16 protein-coding genes and 1 tRNA gene are annotated in these 17,242 nt (G+C 71.2%); 12 read left to right on the top strand and 5 right to left on the bottom strand.

What is annotated here, in order from left to right; all coding sequences use genetic code 11:
• Positions 1-303: 303 nt before the first annotated feature.
• A tRNA-Leu gene (locus HS041_RS04645) sits at positions 304-386 on the bottom strand.
• Positions 387-551: 165 nt separating this feature from the next.
• Between HS041_RS04645 and HS041_RS04640 the strand changes: the two genes are divergently transcribed.
• The 7 genes from HS041_RS04640 to pknB all read left to right on the top strand — a co-directional run bounded on the left by HS041_RS04640 (position 552) and on the right by pknB (position 9,334).
• The gene (locus HS041_RS04640) at positions 552-1,292 is read left to right on the top strand and encodes an FHA domain-containing protein (RefSeq protein WP_184937228.1); all 741 of its coding nucleotides are present in this window, start codon (positions 552-554) and stop codon (positions 1,290-1,292) included.
• Positions 1,293-1,309: 17 nt separating this feature from the next.
• A complete protein-coding gene (locus tag HS041_RS04635; RefSeq protein ID WP_184937225.1) occupies positions 1,310-1,783 on the top strand; it encodes an FHA domain-containing protein FhaB/FipA in 474 nt (157 codons plus the stop codon).
• The gene (locus tag HS041_RS04630; RefSeq protein ID WP_196439260.1) at positions 1,780-3,123 is read left to right on the top strand and encodes a PP2C family protein-serine/threonine phosphatase; all 1,344 of its coding nucleotides are present in this window, start codon (positions 1,780-1,782) and stop codon (positions 3,121-3,123) included. Before HS041_RS04635 ends, HS041_RS04630 begins: the two co-directional genes overlap by 4 nt.
• Positions 3,120-4,505, top strand: a complete 1,386-nt coding sequence (locus HS041_RS04625) for an FtsW/RodA/SpoVE family cell cycle protein (protein WP_196439259.1) — start codon at positions 3,120-3,122, stop codon at positions 4,503-4,505. Before HS041_RS04630 ends, HS041_RS04625 begins: the two co-directional genes overlap by 4 nt.
• A complete protein-coding gene (locus HS041_RS04620; protein ID WP_196439258.1) occupies positions 4,502-5,962 on the top strand; it encodes a peptidoglycan D,D-transpeptidase FtsI family protein in 1,461 nt (486 codons plus the stop codon). Before HS041_RS04625 ends, HS041_RS04620 begins: the two co-directional genes overlap by 4 nt.
• Positions 5,959-7,386 (top strand): protein kinase domain-containing protein, encoded by a 1,428-nt coding sequence (locus HS041_RS04615; RefSeq protein ID WP_196439257.1) that lies wholly within the window; start codon positions 5,959-5,961, stop codon positions 7,384-7,386. Before HS041_RS04620 ends, HS041_RS04615 begins: the two co-directional genes overlap by 4 nt.
• 82 nt (positions 7,387-7,468) lie before the next feature.
• Positions 7,469-9,334, top strand: coding sequence for a Stk1 family PASTA domain-containing Ser/Thr kinase (pknB, locus tag HS041_RS04610; RefSeq protein ID WP_196439256.1), 1,866 nt, complete (start codon positions 7,469-7,471; stop codon positions 9,332-9,334).
• Between the two features lie 181 nt (positions 9,335-9,515).
• Here the strand turns inward: pknB and HS041_RS04605 are convergent, their stop codons facing one another.
• Complete coding sequence (locus HS041_RS04605) at positions 9,516-10,088, bottom strand: anthranilate synthase component II (RefSeq protein ID WP_196439255.1); 573 nt, start codon at positions 10,086-10,088, stop codon at positions 9,516-9,518.
• A gap of 275 nt (positions 10,089-10,363) precedes the next feature.
• Between HS041_RS04605 and HS041_RS04600 the strand changes: the two genes are divergently transcribed.
• Positions 10,364-10,609: a cell division protein CrgA gene (locus tag HS041_RS04600; RefSeq protein ID WP_196439254.1), complete on the top strand. Its 246-nt coding sequence runs from the start codon at positions 10,364-10,366 to the stop codon at positions 10,607-10,609.
• A gap of 48 nt (positions 10,610-10,657) precedes the next feature.
• Here the strand turns inward: HS041_RS04600 and HS041_RS04595 are convergent, their stop codons facing one another.
• Positions 10,658-11,533, bottom strand: coding sequence for a rhomboid family intramembrane serine protease (locus tag HS041_RS04595; RefSeq protein ID WP_196439253.1), 876 nt, complete (start codon positions 11,531-11,533; stop codon positions 10,658-10,660).
• Positions 11,534-11,661: 128 nt separating this feature from the next.
• Positions 11,662-12,198 carry a peptidylprolyl isomerase gene (locus HS041_RS04590; RefSeq protein WP_196439252.1) on the bottom strand — a complete coding sequence of 179 codons (537 nt, stop codon included), beginning with the start codon at positions 12,196-12,198 and terminating at the stop codon, positions 11,662-11,664.
• A 222-nt stretch (positions 12,199-12,420) separates the two neighbouring features.
• Here HS041_RS04590 and HS041_RS04585 point away from each other — a divergent pair, with 222 nt between their 5' ends.
• Both HS041_RS04585 and HS041_RS04580 read left to right on the top strand, forming a co-directional pair.
• Entirely contained in the window at positions 12,421-12,966 is a 546-nt protein-coding gene (locus HS041_RS04585) for a hypothetical protein (RefSeq protein ID WP_196439251.1), read from the top strand.
• 142 nt (positions 12,967-13,108) lie between these two features.
• The gene (locus HS041_RS04580; protein WP_196439250.1) at positions 13,109-14,224 is read left to right on the top strand and encodes an Rv3169 family protein; all 1,116 of its coding nucleotides are present in this window, start codon (positions 13,109-13,111) and stop codon (positions 14,222-14,224) included.
• 212 nt (positions 14,225-14,436) lie between these two features.
• Here HS041_RS04580 and HS041_RS04575 read toward each other — a convergent pair whose 3' ends face one another.
• Positions 14,437-14,922, bottom strand: coding sequence for a hypothetical protein (locus HS041_RS04575; RefSeq protein ID WP_196439249.1), 486 nt, complete (start codon positions 14,920-14,922; stop codon positions 14,437-14,439).
• A 183-nt stretch (positions 14,923-15,105) separates the two neighbouring features.
• Here HS041_RS04575 and HS041_RS04570 point away from each other — a divergent pair, with 183 nt between their 5' ends.
• Together HS041_RS04570 and HS041_RS04565 are read left to right on the top strand one after the other, a co-directional pair.
• Complete coding sequence (locus HS041_RS04570) at positions 15,106-15,774, top strand: response regulator transcription factor (RefSeq protein WP_196439248.1); 669 nt, start codon at positions 15,106-15,108, stop codon at positions 15,772-15,774.
• A gap of 1 nt (position 15,775) precedes the next feature.
• Positions 15,776-17,194, top strand: coding sequence for a sensor histidine kinase (locus tag HS041_RS04565; protein ID WP_196439247.1), 1,419 nt, complete (start codon positions 15,776-15,778; stop codon positions 17,192-17,194).
• Positions 17,195-17,242 lie beyond the last annotated feature (48 nt).

Below are 17,242 nucleotides of genomic sequence, written 5' to 3'. Positions count from 1 at the left end.
CAAGCAAGTGGCCGGGGCTACAAAGGACACAGGCGCGTGCCGTACGAACCGGGTTCGTCGGCCCGCTCACACCAGGACTTCCCGGCGGCGAGGCAGACGGCTAGTTTGATCACGACCGCCCACCTCACCCCATTGGACGGCCCACATGACCTGTATCTTCAGGGACGCGCCCCACCACGGGCGCAGCAGGGGACGTGGGGCGCCCCCGCATCGGGGGCTCCAGGGGGTCGTCCCCCTGGGCGTCACAACGAAGAGGCCCCGGGGAAGAGGACTTCATCCTCAACCACACGGGACCGATTTGAGTGGGCGAGGAGGGATTTGAACCCTCACGTCCTTTCGGACACACGGACCTGAACCGTGCGCGTCTGCCGTTCCGCCACCCGCCCTTGTTGGGTGCGGTCGAAACATTAGCACGGATCAGCCGGTACCTACGAACCCGGATACGATCCTTCTAGATGCGGAGCGGAGGGGCCGGGTGCGAAAGCACGGGAAACGGGCCAACGAACACCCGAGCAGCCGCGACCATATGTACGGAGGAAGGGAGGTAGCCGGTGGGAGTCCTTCAGCGCTTCGAGCGAAGGCTTGAAGGCTTGGTTGAGGGGGCGTTTGCGCGGGCGTTCAAGTCTGACCTTCAGCCGGTCGAGGTCGCCAGCGCGGTCCAGCGGGAAATGGACGAGCGAGCCGCGATCGTCGCCCAGGGACGGACCCTCGTCCCGAACGACTTCGTGGTCGAGCTGTCCACGACCGACAGCGAGCGCCTGGAGGTCTACGCCGACAGCATCAGCCACGAACTGGCCAACCTCGCCCGGGAGTACGCCAAGGAGCAGGGCTACTCGTTCGTCGGGCCGGTCCGGGTGCGCTTCGAGACCGCCGACGACCTGGCGGTCGGCCTGTTCCGCATCCGCTCCGGCGTGATCCGCGGCGCGACGGTCGAGCAGGACGAGATCCGCCAGCCCGTCACCGACGTGCCCCAGGGCCGCCCGCAGGCCTTCGGCGGCCGTCCCCGGCTCCTGGTCTCCACCCAGGACGATCCGCAGGGCCAGCGGTCCTACGATCTGACCACTCCGGTGACCCTGCTCGGCAGGGGCACCGACTGCGATCTCCGGCTGGTGGACCCGGGTGTGTCCCGGCACCACGCCGAGCTGCGCGTGGAGGGCCCGCAGGTCGTGCTCGTCGACCTCGGCTCCACGAACGGCACCTTCGTCAACGGCCAGCCGGTTCGCCGGGTCGAGCTCCAGAACGGCACTCGTGTGACGCTGGGGCGGACGACTCTGGTTTTCCGGCGCGATTAAAGGTAAACAGACGGTCCATGTCCGAGCTCACGCTGCTGCTGATCCGGCTCGCGTTCCTCGCGGTGCTGTGGTTCTTCGTGATTGCCGCGGTCGGTGTGATCCGGACAGACTTGTTCGGATCCCGTACGGCCGCCGCCGCTCCCGCGCGCAAGGCGCCCAAGCCGGTCAAGGCCCCGGCCAAACCAAAGAAGGGGAAGGGGGAACCCCGGCAGATGGTGGTCACCGGTGGCCCCCTGCAGGGCACCACCATTACCCTCTCGGAAACGCCCATCACCATCGGCCGGGCGAACGACGCCACGCTGGTGGTCAGCGACGACTACGCCTCCAGCCGGCACGCCCGGCTCTTCCCCCAGGACGGTCAGTGGATCGTGGAAGATCTCGGTTCGACCAACGGCACCTATCTCGACCGTTCCAAAGTCACCCGTCCGACCCCGGTGCCGCTCGGTGTTCCGATCCGCATCGGTAAGACCGTCATCGAATTGCGCAAATGACCATCGCACTCCGTTACGCAGCCCGCTCCGACGTCGGCCTCCTCCGCGAGGGCAACGAGGACTCGGCGTACGCCAGCGGCCGTCTGCTCGCCGTCGCCGACGGCATGGGCGGGCACGCACACGGTGAGGTGGCCAGCTCGGTCGCCATCGCCGCCATGTCGTCCCTCGACGAGGACGCGTTCGGGGGCGACCTGCTCGGCGCCATCGAGGCCGCGGTCCGCGACGCCAACCGCCGGCTCCACGAGATGGTGGGGCGGGACCCCAGCCTCAAGGGCATGGGCACCACGCTGACCGCCATGTTGTGGTCCGGCACGAGGGTCGCCCTGGTCCATGTCGGCGACTCCCGCGCCTACCTGCTGCGTTCCGGTGAGCTCTACCAGATCACGCACGACCACACCCTCGTGCAGTCCCTGGTGGACGACGGCCGGATCACCCAGGAGGAGGCGGCCACCCATCCCCAGCGGTCGATCCTGCTGCGCGCGCTGGACGGCAGCGGTGAGGTCGACCCCGACCTGTCGCTGCGCGAGGCCCAGCTCGGCGACCGCTACCTGCTCTGCTCCGACGGCCTGTCCGGCGTGGTGAGCGCGGAGACGCTGCACCACACGCTCTCCACCATCGACGACCCCGAGACGGTCGTGCGCACGCTCATCGACCTGGCCAACCGCGGCGGCGGCCCGGACAACATCACCTGCGTGATCGCCGACGTGCTGGAGGTGGACGAGGGCGTCCCGCCCTCCGGCGAGGCGGCCGTGGTGGGGGCCGCGGGATCCACTCTCAGCCGCTCCCAGCAGGCGCCGGAGGCCCCGGGCGGCCGCGCCAACCCGGCCACCATGCCCCAGCCCGTCATCACCGACGACGATCTGGACGACGAGGAGCCGCGCGTCCGGGCCGCGGCACGACCGGTCCGGACGCGCCGGCTGTGGCCGCTGCTGGCCGCCGTGGGCGGCGTCGCCCTCGTCGGCGGCGGCCTAGGCTGGTATTTCGGCAACCAGTGGCTCGACGACCAGTATTTCGTGGGATTGCGAGGTGAGGAGATCGTGGTCTACCAGGGGGTGAACACCACGCTCGGCCCCTTCGAGCTCTTCGACCCGGTCCACCACTCCACCGTGTCCGTCGCCGCGCTGGGCCCCACCGAGCAGAAGCAGGTCCGCAACGGCATCCCCGTCGCCGACAAGGCTGCGGGCGTCAAGAAGGTCGAGGAGCTCAGGGTCGCGTCCGGGGAGAACACGGACGGCTCCACCGCGAGCCCCACGCCGACCCCCGCCGTGACCCCCAAACCCGGCGGCACCGCGACCCCGAAGTCCGGCGGCACCGCGACCCCGAGGCCCACGAACACATGAGTGCCCCCAGCGTCGAACCCGTCCCCCTGCCGGCCAAGCGGCGGATGGCGCAGCTGGTGATGCTCGCCTTCGCGGTCCTGGTCGTGATGGCCGCCTACGCCGCCGTCGGCATGGGCATCGACCAGAAGATCCCCTCGGGCATGCTCACCTACGGCCTCGGCCTGGGCGCCTTCATGCTCGCCGCCTACCTGGTGCTGGCGAAGTTCGCGCCCTGGGCCGACCCCCTGATCCTGCCCCTGGTGACGCTGATCAACGGCCTCGGCCTGGTGATGATCTACCGCCTGGAGGTGGGCGCGGGCGGCAAGGGCGGCGCCTCGGCCACCACCCAGCTGCTCTGGACCGCCGTCGGGGTGGTCGTCTTCACCGTGACGCTGATCGTGCTGCGCGACCACCGCGCGCTGCAGCGTCTGACCTACACCGCCGGCGCCCTCGGCCTGCTGCTGCTCATCTCGCCGCTGATCCCGTTCCTCGGCCAGGAGATCAACGGCGCCCGCATCTGGATCGGCGTCGCCGGCTTCACGCTGCAGCCGGCCGAGCTCGCCAAGCTCGCCCTGATCGTCTTCTTCGCCGGCTACCTGGTCGCCAAGCGCGACGTGCTGGCGCTGGCCGGGCGGCGGCTGCTCTTCATCGACCTGCCCCGGGCCCGCGACCTCGGCCCGATCCTCATCACCTGGGGGCTCAGCCTCGGCGTGCTGGTCCTGCAGAAGGACCTCGGCTCCTCGCTGCTGATCTTCGGCACGTTCATCGCGATGCTCTACATCGCCACCCAGCGCACCTCCTGGGTCCTGATCGGCGTCCTGCTCTTCGTCGGCGGCGCGATCCTGGCCGGTGCGCTCTTCGATCACGTCTACGCCCGGTGGGAGGTCTTCCAGAACCCCGAGGACCGCGCGCTGTTCGACCGTGAGCTGGGCGGCAGCGCGCAGCTCATGGAAGGCCTGTTCGGCATGAGCCAGGGCGGCATCCTCGGCACCGGGCTCGGCCAGGGCCACCCCGGGCTGATCCCGCTGGCCTTCTCCGACTTCATCTTCGCCGCGATCGGCGAGGAGCTGGGCCTGACCGGCCTGATGGCGCTGCTGATGATCTACGGGCTGCTGGTCGAGCGGGGCCTGCGCACCGCGCTCGCGGCCCGCGACCCGTTCTCCAAGCTGCTGGCGGGCGGCCTGTCGTTCATCCTCGCCTGGCAGATCTTCATCATCGTCGGCGGCGTCACCAACCTGATCCCGCTCACCGGCCTGGTCACCCCGTTCATGTCGCAGGGCGGCTCGGCGCTGCTGGCCAACTGGATCCTCATCGCCTTGCTGGTACGGATGTCGGACGCGGCCAGGAGGCCGCCGCCCCAGGCCATCCAGGACGAAGGAATGACGCAGGTGTTCCAGCGATGAACGGCACCCTCAAGCGCGCCGCCCTGGCCTGCATGGTCATGTTCGGCCTGCTCATGGTCAACGTCAACTACCTGCAGGCCGTACGGGCCGACGACCTGCGGAAGGACTCCCGCGACCGGCGCAACTTCTTCGCCCGCTACGAGGTCGAGCGCGGTCTGATCACCGCGGGCAAGAAGGTGCTCGCCGAGTCGGTCGACACCGGCGACCCGGAGACCCGGTTCGCGCGCCGCTATCCCGGCGGCGAGGTCTACGCGCCGGTCACCGGCTTCTTCGCCCCGGAGAGCGCCCGCGACATCGAGGGGGAGACGAACGACCTGCTCGACGGCTCCAGCGCCGACCTGGTCATCCGGCGCGGCATCGACCTGTTCACCGGCAAGACGACCAAGGGCGCCAACGTCGAGCTGACCATCAACCCCAAAGCGCAGGAGGCGGCCTACAAGGCGCTCGGCGCGAGCGGCAGGAAGGGCGCGCTGGTCGCGATCGAGCCGAAGACCGGCGCCGTCCTCGCGATGGTCTCCATCCCCACCTACGACCCCAACCTGCTCGCCCCCGCGGACAAGGCCAAGGTCAACGCGGCCTACAACAAGCTGGACAAGGACGAGGACAAGCCGCTGGTCAACCGGGCGATCGAGCGCACCTACCCGCCGGGCTCGACCTTCAAGGTCGTCACCATGGCGGCCTACCTGGAGAGCGACGACTCCCTCGGCCCGCAGTCCCAGGTGGACGCGCCGCAGCGGCTCGACCTGCCCAACACCACCGCGGACCTGCCCAACTACGGCGGCGCGGCGTGCGGCGCCGGCCGGGTGACGCTCTCGTTCGCGCTGGAGAAGTCCTGCAACACGCCGTTCGGCAAGATCGGCATGGACCTCGGCTACGAGACGATGAAGGACCAGGCGGCCAAGTTCGGCATCGGCGACGGGAACCCGCTGAAGATCCCGATGCCGGTCGCCGCCAGCAGCATCGGCCCGGAGGAGGACCAGGCCGCGCTCGCCCAGGCCTCGATCGGCCAGCGCAGCAACCAGATGACGCCGCTGCAGATGGCCATGATCGCCGCCGGGATCGCCAACGACGGCGTGGTCATGAAGCCGTACCTGGTGAAGAAGGTCGCCGACGCCGAGGGCGGCGAGATCGAGACCGCCGACCCCGAGGAGCTCGACACCGCGATCAGCGAGGAGAACGCGGCCAAGCTCCAGGAGATGATGGTCAACGTCGTCGAGCTCGGCACCGCCGGCGCTGCGAAGATCCCCGGGGTGAAGGTCGGCGGCAAGACCGGCACCGCGGAGACCGCCGAAGGCCGCGCCCCGCACGCGTGGTTCATCTCCTTCGCCCCGGCCGACGACCCGAAGATCGCGGTCGCGCTGATCGTCGAGTCCGGCAGCGCCGGCAACGACGCCTCCGGCGGCCAGACCGCGGCCCCCATCGCCAAGAGCGTGATGGAAGCGGTGCTGGGTAGATGACGTCGTTGCTCAGTGGCCGATACCGCCCGCTGGGGCGGATCGCCGCTGGCGGCATGGGCGAGGTCTGGCGGGCCAGGGACGAGCTGCTCGCCCGCGAGGTGGCCGTGAAGCTGCTGCGCACCCATGTGGCGGCCGACCCGCACTTCCGTGAGCGGTTCCGCACCGAGGCGAGGATCGCAGCCGGGCTGGCCGACCCCGGCATCGCCCAGGTCTACGACTACGGCGAGGACGGGGATGTCGCCTACCTCGTGATGGAGCTGGTCTCCGGGGAGTCGCTGGCGAACATCCTGGCCCGCAACGGCACGCTGGGCGCCGAGGTCACGCTCGACGTGGTCGCCCAGACCGCCAGGGCCCTGCACGCCGCGCACCGCTCGGGGATCATCCACCGGGACGTCAAGCCCGGGAACCTGCTGGTCACCGAGACCGGCACGGTCAAGATCACCGACTTCGGGATCGCCAGGGCGCTGGAGGCGGCACCGGTGACCCAGACCGGGACGGTCCTCGGCACCGCGCAGTACGTCAGCCCGGAGCAGGCCTCCGGGACCACGCTGACGCCCGCCACCGACCTCTACTCGCTGGGCGTCGTGGCCTACGAGTGCCTGGCCGGCCGTCCGCCGTTCGTCGCCGACAACCAGGTGGCGATCGCGCTGATGCACCTCAACGACCCGCCGCCGCCGCTGCCGGAGAGCGTCCCGGCCGCCGTGCGGGACCTGGTGACGGCGTGCCTGGCCAAGGATCCGGCCCGCCGCCCGGCCGGAGCCAGCGAGCTGGCGAACCGGGCCCACGTGCTGCGCGAGTCGCTCGTCACGGCGGGCGCGATGGAGCTGAGCATGCTCACCGACCCCGTCGGCCGGCCGGCGGCGCCCGGCTCCGTGCCGCCGGATGCCGCGTGGGCGGAGGACGTCACGCAGGACTCCCCGGCCCCCTACCCGGGGCCCGTGCCGGTCGGCGGCCCGGACTCCCCACCCCGTACGGCGGAGGCCGTACGGATGGCCCCGGGGCGCCGCGGGCTGCGGCGGGCGGGTGTGATCGTCGTGGTGACGGCCGGATGCGCCGCCGCCGTGGGGCTGGGCACGCTGGCGATCCAGGACCTGTCCGACCGGCGGGACGACGGCGGGTCCGCGGAGCCGTTCACGCCTCCCACTCCGGGGACGAGGTCGCCCACGGCCAAACCGGGCAGGAGCAAACCGGCGACGACCCGCCCCTCGGCCTCTCCCGCCAAGTCGCCCCGGTCCTCGCCGTCGCCGTCGGCTACGGTAAGTACGTCGGCCACGCCCACCGCCCGGCCGACGAAGCCTCCGACCCCGAGCCCCAGCCCGACCACCCAGACCCCGCCACCCCCGACCCCGACGGTGACACCGAGCCTGACACCGAGTGACACTCCCGACCCCGGGGACACAACCCCGCCGAACGGGGAGACGTGATGCGTCACGGGGTCGATGATGGACACCGGTGGCCCGAGAGCCCACCGGCACCCAAGATGAACGGTAAGGGACAGTGCAGGAAATGACTCAGCCCCGACGCCTCGGCGATCGCTACGAGCTTGACGGCGTCGTCGGCCGTGGCGGCATGGCCGAGGTCTATCGCGCCCGGGACATCCGGCTGGACCGAGTGGTCGCGATCAAGACCCTTCGCGCGGACCTGGCCAGGGACCACACCTTCCAGGCGCGGTTCCGCCGGGAGGCGCAGTCCGCCGCGTCACTGAACCACCCGTCCATCGTCGCGGTCTACGACACGGGCGAGGACACCTCGGAGGGGGCACCCGTCCCCTACATCGTGATGGAGTACGTCGACGGCAGCACCCTGCGCGACCTGCTCAGGGCCGACCGCCGGCTGTTGCCCGAGCGCGCGGCCGAGCTGGTCGACGGGATCCTGCGGGCGCTGGACTACAGCCACCGCGGCGGCATCGTGCACCGGGACATCAAACCGGCGAACATCATGATCACCCGCAACGGCGACGTCAAGGTCATGGACTTCGGCATCGCCCGCGCCATGGCCGACTCGGCCGCGACCATGACCCAGACCGCGCAGGTCATCGGGACCGCGCAGTACCTCTCGCCGGAGCAGGCCCGGGGCGAGCGGGTCGACGCCCGCAGCGACATCTACTCCACCGGCTGCGTGCTGTACGAGCTGCTGACCGGGCAGCCGCCGTTCACCGGCGACTCCCCGGTGGCCATCGCCTACCAGCACGTGCGCGAGGACCCGATCCCGCCGTCGCAGATCGACCCGGAGATCCCCAAGTGGGCCGACGCCATCGTGCTCAAGTCGATGGCGAAGGACCCGGCGCACCGCTACCAGAACGCCGGGGAGATGCGGGCCGACATCCAGCGGGCCATGTCGGGCATGCCGACGGACGCCCAGACGATGGCGATGACCGCAGGCGGCTACGGCGGGGCCACCCGGACCATGCAGCAGCAGCCGCCCGGTCCCGGCGGCCCTGTCACGCAGCGCACCACCGCCGTCCCGCCCTACGAGTACGGCCAGGAGGAGGGCGGGCGCGGCGAGCGCGGCCGCCGCCGCCAGCAGAGCGGCGGCAACGCCGCGGTCAAGACGGCCGCCTGGATCCTGATCCCGCTCCTGGTCATCGGCGCTTTCATCGGCGTCGGCTACATGTTCCTGAGCTCTCCCGGCACCACCACCGACGGGGGGAAGGTGACGATCCCGCCGCTGGCCTCCCAGACGGAGGCCTCGGCGATCAAGACCCTGGAGGGTATGGGACTGAAGGTCACGACGACCGAGGAGTTCAGCGACGAGCAGGACAAGGGCTCGGTCATCGAGACCCGGCCCCCCGCCAACACCGACGTCGCCAAGGGCAGCGAGGTGACGCTCGTCGTCTCCAAGGGCGTGGAGAAGATCGAGGTGCCCGTCCTGGTCGGCAAGACCGTGGAGGAGGCGACCCAGATCCTCGAGGACCTGGGCCTCAAGGCGACCGTGCAGACCAAGCCGTCCGCCCGCAAGCAGGGCGTCGTCTTCGAGAGCAACCCCGAGGCGGGCAAGAAGGTCAGCAAGGGCGGCTCGGTCCGGATCTACATCCCCGCGGAGGCCCAGGAGCTCCCCAACGTCCTCGGCTACAACGTCGACGACGCGAAGGCCCAGCTCGAGGACCTCGGATTCCGGGTCAGGATCAACGAGGAGCCGAGCACCCAGGCCAAGGGGACCGTGCTGAACCAGACGCCCGAGGCCGGCTCCAAGCTCCAGCCGAACACCACGATCGTGCTGACCGTGTCCACCGGGGAGCCTCCGGTCCCGACCGAGAACCCGACGTTCCCGACCGAGGACCCGACGGACCCGACGGAGGACCCGTTCCCGACCGAGGACCCGACGGAGACCGAGGACCCGTTCATCACCGATCCCCCGGGAGACAACGGCTGATCGACGAGACGTGAAAGAGCAGGGCCCCGCCGGTCGGCGGGGCCCTGCCGCGTACGTGGCCGCGCACAGGCGCACCGGGTGCGGGTCGCACGGGTTCGCCTGCGCATGCGAAGAGCCCCTCCGCCACTCGGGGGCAATGGCGGAAGGGCTCACTGGTTAGTCGGTCGGGACGCTCGCGGCGTTACACGATTCCGGCGAGCCAGTTTCCGAGCAACCGGTGGCCGTGCTCGGAGATCACCGACTCGGGGTGGAACTGCACGCCCTCCACCGGGGCCGTACGGTGCCGCAAACCCATGATCACCCCGTCGGCGGTGGTCGCGGTGACCTCCAGGACCTCGGGCACCGTCTCGGGCCGTACGGCCAGCGAGTGGTAGCGCGTCATGACGACCGGGGACGGCAACCCGGCGAAGAGACCCTTCCCGTCGTGGGAGATCGCGCTCGTCCGGCCGTGCATCAGCTCGGGAGCCCGCGCCACGGTCGCGCCGTGCGCCACCGCGATCGCCTGGTGCCCCAGGCAGACGCCGAGCAGCGGAAGCCCGCGGGCCTCGCAGTGCCCGACGAGCGGGACGCTCACCCCCGCCTCCTCGGGAGTGCCGGGCCCGGGGCTGATCAGGACCCCGTCGAAGCCGTCGGCGTCCTCGACCGCGACGTGGTCGCGGGGACGCACGTCGCAGTCGGCGCCGAGCTCACGGAGGTACTGGACGATGGTGTGGACGAAGCTGTCGTGGTTGTCCACGACGAGGACGCGGGTCATCGGCCCACGACCACGCGGCCGGAGGGACGATGACGAGCGCGCGGCTCGGACCAGGCGAACACGACATCCGAGGATACGGGCCCTGTGGAGGAGGCCGAGAGCCCGACACCCGGGGCGCCGGGACCCGTTCGGCGGAGAATGGGAGCGCCCGCGGGATCGCCATGTCCCGCATGCGCCGACTATCCTTACTCCGGTCGTCGCTCACCAGCGATTACGCTAGCTGACAGAACCTGCGCACGCTCCGGATCGCGCAGGGTTGACGCAGGAGAACCCCAGTGCCCAAGTCCAAGGCTCGCAAGAAGGCGGTCTACACCCCGCCGCAGATGTCCAAGCAGGTCAAGGTGAGCCCGCGCTGGCTGGCCCCGGTCATGGTGGCCTCGTGGATCATCGGGATCCTGTGGATCTCCGTTTACTACGTGGCGCCCAACGCGCCCTTCATCGGCACGCTCGAGAACTGGAACCTGCTGATCGGGTTTGCTTTCATCATCTTCGGTGTGGTGCTTTCCACCCGCTGGCGTTAGAAGTTTCCACAGACATATCCACACCCTGGGGACGCATCAGGGTGTGGATCAGCCACCGGACGTGATCAACGCGTCGAAGGCGAACGGCGGCAGCAAGAGGACCACGGCGACCAGCGCCAGCAGGACCGCCGCGCACCCGCCCCACTGGACCGCGTTCCGGCTCCTGGCCGGGGCGTAGACGAGGATCGCGCTGACCAGGGCGCCGGTGACGAGGCCGCCCAGGTGGCCCTGCCAGCTGATGCCGGGGATCACGAAGGTGAGCACCACGTTGATGCCGATCAGCCAGATCACGCCGCGGGCGTCGTAGCCGAGCTTGCGGGAGACCACGAACAGCGCGCCGAACATGCCGTAGATCGCGCCCGAGGCGCCCACCGCGGCGATGCCGAACAGGTAGACCGCGACGGACCCGCCGAACGCGGAGAGCAGGTAGAGCGCCAGGAACCGGGTGGAGCCGAGGCGCCGCTCCAGCTCCGGGCCGATGGTGTAGAGCGCCCACATGTTGAACAGGATGTGGGTGATCGAGAAACTGCTGCCCAGCGGGGCGTGCAGGAAGGCCCCGGTGAGCAGGCGCCACCACTCGCCGCCGTAGGCGACGTCGCCCGAGCTCATCGCGAAGTCGCCCAGCACCCGGTCGGCGGCGACCGTCTCCGCCAGATACGCCAGGACGTTGACGGCCAGCAGCGCCCAGGTGACCCGGGGCGCGGTGACCGCCCGGCCGCCGAAGACCGCCTTCGCCTGCCGTACTCCCCGGTTGCCCTCGGCCACGCACTCGGGGCACTGGAAACCGACCGCGGCGTCGCGCATGCAGTCGGGACAGATGGGCCGCTCGCACCGCTGGCAGCGCACGTAGGTCTCGCGGTCCGGATGGCGGTAGCAGGTGGGGACGGCCTGGGTGCCGGGCTCGCCGGGAGGCTGGGTGGTCATGGCGTCGTGATGGCCCTTTCGACCGTGCTTTCTTCCGTGCCCACCCTATGCAGAGTCCGGGGTGCGTGCGGCGGCCGCCGCCGGCGGTCAACAGGATGACCGCCGGCGGCGGCCGCCGTACGGACGGATCAGCCCTGGACGCGGTCGATGGTGACCGACTCCAGCACGACGTCGTCGATGGGACGGTCGCCGCGGGCGGTGGGGGTCTTGGCGATGGCGTCGACGACGTCCTGGCCCTCGACGACCTCCCCGAAGATGGTGTGCTTGCCGTTGAGGTGCGGCGTGGGCACCACGGTGATGAAGAACTGCGAGCCGTTGGTGCCCCGGCCCATCTGGATGCCGGCGTTGGCCATGGCGAGCAGGTAGGGGCGGTTGAAGTAGAGGTCCGGGTGGATCTCGTCGTCGAACTTGTAGCCCGGACCGCCGATGCCCTGGCCCAGCGGGTCGCCGCCCTGGATCATGAAGCCCGAGATGACCCGGTGGAAGATGGTGCCGTCGTAGAGCTTGGCGTTGGTCTTCTCGCCGGTCTCGGGGTGCGTCCACTCCCGGGTGCCCTCGGCCAGCTCGACGAAGTTGCGCACGGTCTTCGGCGCGTGGTCCGGGAAGAGCTGGACCTTCACGGCGCCGCGGTTGGTGTTGAGGGTCGCGATCAACTTCTCAGCCACGATCGGACTGCCCCCTTCAGATCATCTGGCAAAGCCTGTACAAGGCGCTGCGTTTGTGGTGTTTTGGGAACTGCGGCCGTCACCGGCCCATCCAGCATCCTCCCACGGCCGGTCATGATTGAGCCGCTTTCGAGCGGGAAGGGGTGCCTGCGGGGCCCCAACGACAGGGGAGGAGTTGCTGTGCCTCTTGCACTATTTGGAAAGCGCCGCACCACCACGGTGATGCCGGAAACACGCCTGCGCCTGGCGAAGACCCAGCTCATGCGAGCTGCCGAGCAGGTCGGCCCGATGGCCGCCCAAGCCCGTGAGACGGCCCGCCACGCGGCCGCCGAAAAGATCATCGATGCTCGTGGGTGGGCCGCACCAAGACTAGACGCCGCCGCCCACTCTTTCGAGGACCAACTCGCGCCACGGATAGCCGCGATGCTGTCCGAGGCCGCGGCGAAGGTCGATCCCGCCCCCCGGGGCAGGTCTCGCAACTGGCCGATGGTCCTGCTGCTCACCGGCGTCGCGGTCGGAGCCGCCGGCTTCGCGATGTACCGCAAGAACACCGATCAGTGGGCGGGTTCGGTGAAGGGCAGCGCGGCCGACGCGTCCCACTGGGTGAGCGACAAGGCCCGGACCGCGGCGGACAAGGTCTCCAGCGCCGCCGGAGGGGTGCGGAACCGGGCCGAGGAGTTCGGCCACAAGGCGGACCCCTCGTCGGACGAGTTCGGCAACAAGATCAGCACCGAGTCGTCCTCGACTTCCGCCACCAAACTGCCCTGACCGGGCGGAGCTTCACGGGTACGGCCCGCACCGCGACGGTGCGGGCCGTACCCCTTTGCGCGGCCGGGCCGGGTCCGCGGCGGTGTTGACGATTCCACCAAGCGCTTGTTAGAACGTGTTCCCCGGCCACTGAGGAGCACGGATGACGCTGTCACCGCTCGACGACCACCCCGTCCACCAGTCACCCGAGGTGATGCGGCACGTCACGACCTCGGACCGCAACTTCTACGACCGCTACTACTTCAACTGCCATGCCGGGTCCGACGAGCTGATGCTGATCATCGGCGTCGGCCAGTACCCGAACCTCGGCGTCACCGACGCCTTCGCCTGCGTGCGCCACCGGGACGTGCACCGGGTCGTCCGTGCCTCCCGGGAGCTGGGCGACGACCGGATGAACACCGAGATCGGCCCGTTCCGGGTCGAGGTGATCGAGGGCCTGCGGAGGCTCAGGGTCGTGCTCGACCCCACCGAGCACGGGCTCTCCTACGACCTGACCTGGGAGGGGACGGTCCCGGCCACCCTGGAGCCGCGCCACTTCCTGCGCTGGCAGGAGCGCGTCGTGTTCGACTCCGCGCGGATGGCCCAGACCGGGCGGTGGACCGGGCACATCATGATCGGTGACGAGCGGATCGAGGTCACCCCGGACCGGTGGCAGGGCACCCGCGACCGCTCCTGGGGCGTCCGGCCCGTGGGCGAGCCCGAACCCCCCGGCATCCAGGCGAAGAACGCCGGGACCTTCTACTGGCTCTACACGCCCATGCAGTTCGACGACCACGCCATCCTCTGCATCATCCAGGAGGACGAGAAGGGCCGCCGGGTGCTGGAGGAGGCCGTCCGGGTGTGGGGTTTCGGCTCCGACCGGGAGGGCGAGCAGGAGTATCTCGGACGCCCCGAGTACCGTCCGGTCTATCTGGAGGGCACCCGGGAGGTCCGGGAGGCGACGATCTCCTTCTCCCCGCCGGGCGGGAAGCCCTTCGACGTGCACTGCACCCCGATCCTCCCGGTCCACCTGATGGTGGGCACCGGGTATGGCCTGGAACCGGACTGGAAGCACGGCATGTACCAGGGCCCCGGCCCGGTGGTGCAGGGCGTCACCCACACCTTCCCGGAGGACGCCGCCCGCATGTGGGGCCTGGTCGACGCGGTCGGCCGCTTCGAGTACGACGATCCTTCGGGGGCCGCGCAGGGTCCGCAGGTCGGCCACGGCCTCTACGAGTACTGGGCGCTGGGCCCGCACCCGTCCTTCCCCGAGGACTGACCCGGCGTCCCGGGCCCCCGCCTCCGCCCTCCCGGAACGCGGGCCCGGGCCGCACGCCCGGGCCCGCGCCACCGGACCCGCGGAGCCGAGCCGCACGCCCGGATCCGCGGGTCCCGACCGGCCCGATCTCCGCCCGCCCGGCCTCCGGCCGCACGCCGGAGCCGAGGGCGGGAGCCGTACCGGTCCCCGTCAGGTACGGCCCGCGCCGCGCGCTACTCCTGCTTCTCGGCGCAGGCGGCGGCCGCCTCCTCGGGGGCCGGGACGACCTCCACCTTCATGTCCGGGTTGCCGGCTTCCCCGGGCTCGGCCGGAGCCGCCAGGGTCATCTCGATCGCCTCCGGCAGCTTCGCCAGCCGCTTCACGATGCCGTCCGGCCCGGTGACCACCACGTGTCCGGCCTGCGGAGTCCCCGGCGCGCCGCCCGGCCCGGCGGGGTCGGCCGGCACCGCCTGGACGCGCACGGTCATCTTCGGCCCCTCGGCCGCCAGTTCCTTCATCTCCTCGTCGGTGAGCTTGTGCGCCGTGATGTGGGGATGGTCCCCGCCCGCTTCGCAGACGATGGAGAAGCCCTTCTCGGCGGAGGGCGGAGGGCTGGGAGTGCCGGGGGTGTCGGGGGTGTCGGCGTTGGCCGCACCGGTCAGGGTCGCCATGAGGGCTCCCGCGGTGACCACGGCGGCGGCGAGGAAACGGATCCGCATGCTCGGTTCTCCTTGGTCGGTCGGAATCGGTCGAGGTCGTCCGGCGGCGCTCGTCCCGGCCGGTCGCGAGCCGGTCGGGACGAGCCGCCGGGCACACACTCCCGCCCGGCACCTGAAGAGGGCCTGAAGGCGCCCGAACCCGTCTTCAGGTTGGCTTTAGGTGGCGTGCGCCAGGCTGGAGGCATGCGCGTGCTGCTGGTGGAGGACGAGAAGCGCCTGGCCGACCTGCTGAGAAGCGGACTGACCGGCGAGGGGTTCGCGGTGGACGTCGCCCACGACGGGCGCGACGGGCTGTGGATGGCGACCGAGAACGCCTACGACGTGGTCATCCTCGACGTCATGCTGCCCCGGATGAACGGCTACACCGTCTGCGCCAGGCTCCGCGAGGCGGAGAACTGGACCCCCATCCTGATGCTCACCGCCAAGGACGGGGTGCACGACGAGGCGGAGGCCCTGGACACCGGAGCCGACGACTTCCTGTCCAAGCCGTTCTCCTACGTGGTGCTGCTGGCCCGGCTGCGCGCGCTGATCCGCCGGGGCGGCACGGCCCGCCCGGTCGCCCTCACGGTCGGCGACCTGGTCGTCGACCCGGCGGGGCTGCGCTGCCGCCGGGGCGGGACGGAGATCGCCCTCACCCCGAAGGAGTTCGCGGTCCTGCACGGCCTGGCCCGCCGGCAGGGCGAGGTGGTCTCCAAGAGCGAGCTGCTCGCCCAGGCCTGGGACTTCTCCTACGACGGCGACCCGAACATCGTCGAGGTCTACGTCAGCGCGCTCCGCCGGAAGATCGACGCCCCGTTCGGCCGGTCCTCCCTGGTGACCGTGCGCGGCGCCGGCTACCGGCTGGAGGCCTGAGATGTCACGGCTGTCGGTACGGGTCCGGGCCACCCTCGCGGCGACCGCGATCGTCGCGGTCGCGCTCGGGGTCGCCGCGGCCGTGCTGGCCGGCGTCCTCGGCGGGAGCCTGGCCGAGAGCGCCGTCGCCGAGGCCGGGCGGCGCGCCGACGTCACGGCCGGGATGCTCTCCTCTCTGACGCTCTCCTCCGACACGGTCAGCGGGGCCGTGGACCCCGACGTCCAGATCCTCAGAGAGGACGCACCGCTCACGAACGGATGGGTGACGGTCGTCCTGCGGAGCGGCGTGGAGAACCCCGATCCGGCCGCCTCGCTCGGCGGGAAGACCACCGCAGCGCCCGGCGGGAAGAGCACCACCGTGTCCGGTGACGGCGCTCCCGGCCTCACCGGCGCCCCCGCCGCGGAGTTCAGCGCCACCGTCGTGCCCGCCGTACCGGCCGCGCAGTGGGCCCCCGCGGGCGCCTATGTCACCGCGACGGCACCGGTCGACACCGCCGAAGGCCCGCTGCTCGTCCAGGCCAGGGCCTCCCTGGAACCGGCGCGCGCCGCGCTGGAGACGCTGAAGAGCGTGCTGCTGCCCGGCATCCCCGCGCTGCTGCTGCTGGTCGCCGCCCTCACCTGGCTCGCGGTCGGCCGGGCCCTCGCCCCGGTCTCGGCGATCCGCGCGGAGATGGCCGACATCACCGCCAGTGACCTGCACCGCCGGGTCCCCGTGCCGCGGGCCCGCGACGAGATCACCCGTCTGGCGGAGACCATGAACCGCACGCTCGACCGCCTGGAGTCGGCCGTCAGCCGTCACAAGCGCTTCGTCGCCGACGCCGCCCACGAGCTGCGCAGCCCGCTGGCGATCCTGCGCACCCGCATGGAACTGGCCCCGCCCGGGCCGCTGACCGCCGAGGCGCTGACGGACGTGGAGCGGATCCAGGCGCTCACCTCCGATCTGCTGCTCCTGGCCCGGCTGGACGCCGGTGAGCCGGACCGGCACGAGGAGGTGGACCTGGGCCAGGTCGCCGCGGAGGAGGCCGCCCGGTCCCGGCCCCGGCCGGAGGTGCGGGTCGGCCTGGAGGTCGCCGCCGATGTGGTCGTCCGCGGCTCGGCAGGGCAGCTGCGCCGCCTGGTGGCCAACCTGGTGGACAACGCCGTACGGCATGCGGACTCCGCGGTGACCGTCCGCCTGACCGCAGGCGAGAGCGGAGCCGTGCTGGAGGTGTGCGACGACGGGCCCGGCATCCCCGCCGAGCACCACGAGGCGGTCTTCGACCGGTTCACCCGGCTGGACGAGGCCAGGGACCGGGACGCGGGCGGCTCCGGGCTCGGGCTGGCGATCGCCAGGGACATCGCACGGCGGCACGGCGGCACTCTGGCGGTCGCCCCGGGACCGCCGGGAGCCCGCCTCCGCGCGCGCCTTCCGGCGGTGTGATCCCCGGGCTCGGCTCGGCGGCGGAACCCCGCCGTGCCGGGGCCGCCC

The organism is Planomonospora sp. ID67723, from assembly GCF_015711605.1.
Taxonomy (GTDB): Bacteria; Actinomycetota; Actinomycetes; order Streptosporangiales; family Streptosporangiaceae; genus Planomonospora_A.
This window is presented reverse-complemented; position numbering and strand designations above follow the sequence as displayed.

Excerpts from the sequence above, each read along its gene's own strand:
- HS041_RS04635 (WP_184937225.1), top strand. The coding sequence starts at position 1,310 with ATGTCCGAGCTCACGCTGCTGCTGATCCGGCTCGCGTTCCTCGCGGTG.
- HS041_RS04630 (WP_196439260.1), top strand. The coding sequence starts at position 1,780 with ATGACCATCGCACTCCGTTACGCAGCCCGCTCCGACGTCGGCCTCCTC.
- HS041_RS04625 (WP_196439259.1), top strand. The coding sequence starts at position 3,120 with ATGAGTGCCCCCAGCGTCGAACCCGTCCCCCTGCCGGCCAAGCGGCGG.
- HS041_RS04620 (WP_196439258.1), top strand. The coding sequence starts at position 4,502 with ATGAACGGCACCCTCAAGCGCGCCGCCCTGGCCTGCATGGTCATGTTC.
- HS041_RS04615 (WP_196439257.1), top strand. The coding sequence starts at position 5,959 with ATGACGTCGTTGCTCAGTGGCCGATACCGCCCGCTGGGGCGGATCGCC.
- pknB (WP_196439256.1), top strand. The coding sequence starts at position 7,469 with ATGACTCAGCCCCGACGCCTCGGCGATCGCTACGAGCTTGACGGCGTC.
- HS041_RS04605 (WP_196439255.1), bottom strand. The coding sequence starts at position 10,088 with ATGACCCGCGTCCTCGTCGTGGACAACCACGACAGCTTCGTCCACACC.
- HS041_RS04595 (WP_196439253.1), bottom strand. The coding sequence starts at position 11,533 with ATGACCACCCAGCCTCCCGGCGAGCCCGGCACCCAGGCCGTCCCCACC.
- HS041_RS04585 (WP_196439251.1), top strand. The coding sequence starts at position 12,421 with ATGCCGGAAACACGCCTGCGCCTGGCGAAGACCCAGCTCATGCGAGCT.
- HS041_RS04580 (WP_196439250.1), top strand. The coding sequence starts at position 13,109 with ATGACGCTGTCACCGCTCGACGACCACCCCGTCCACCAGTCACCCGAG.
- HS041_RS04575 (WP_196439249.1), bottom strand. The coding sequence starts at position 14,922 with ATGCGGATCCGTTTCCTCGCCGCCGCCGTGGTCACCGCGGGAGCCCTC.
- HS041_RS04570 (WP_196439248.1), top strand. The coding sequence starts at position 15,106 with ATGCGCGTGCTGCTGGTGGAGGACGAGAAGCGCCTGGCCGACCTGCTG.
- HS041_RS04565 (WP_196439247.1), top strand. The coding sequence starts at position 15,776 with ATGTCACGGCTGTCGGTACGGGTCCGGGCCACCCTCGCGGCGACCGCG.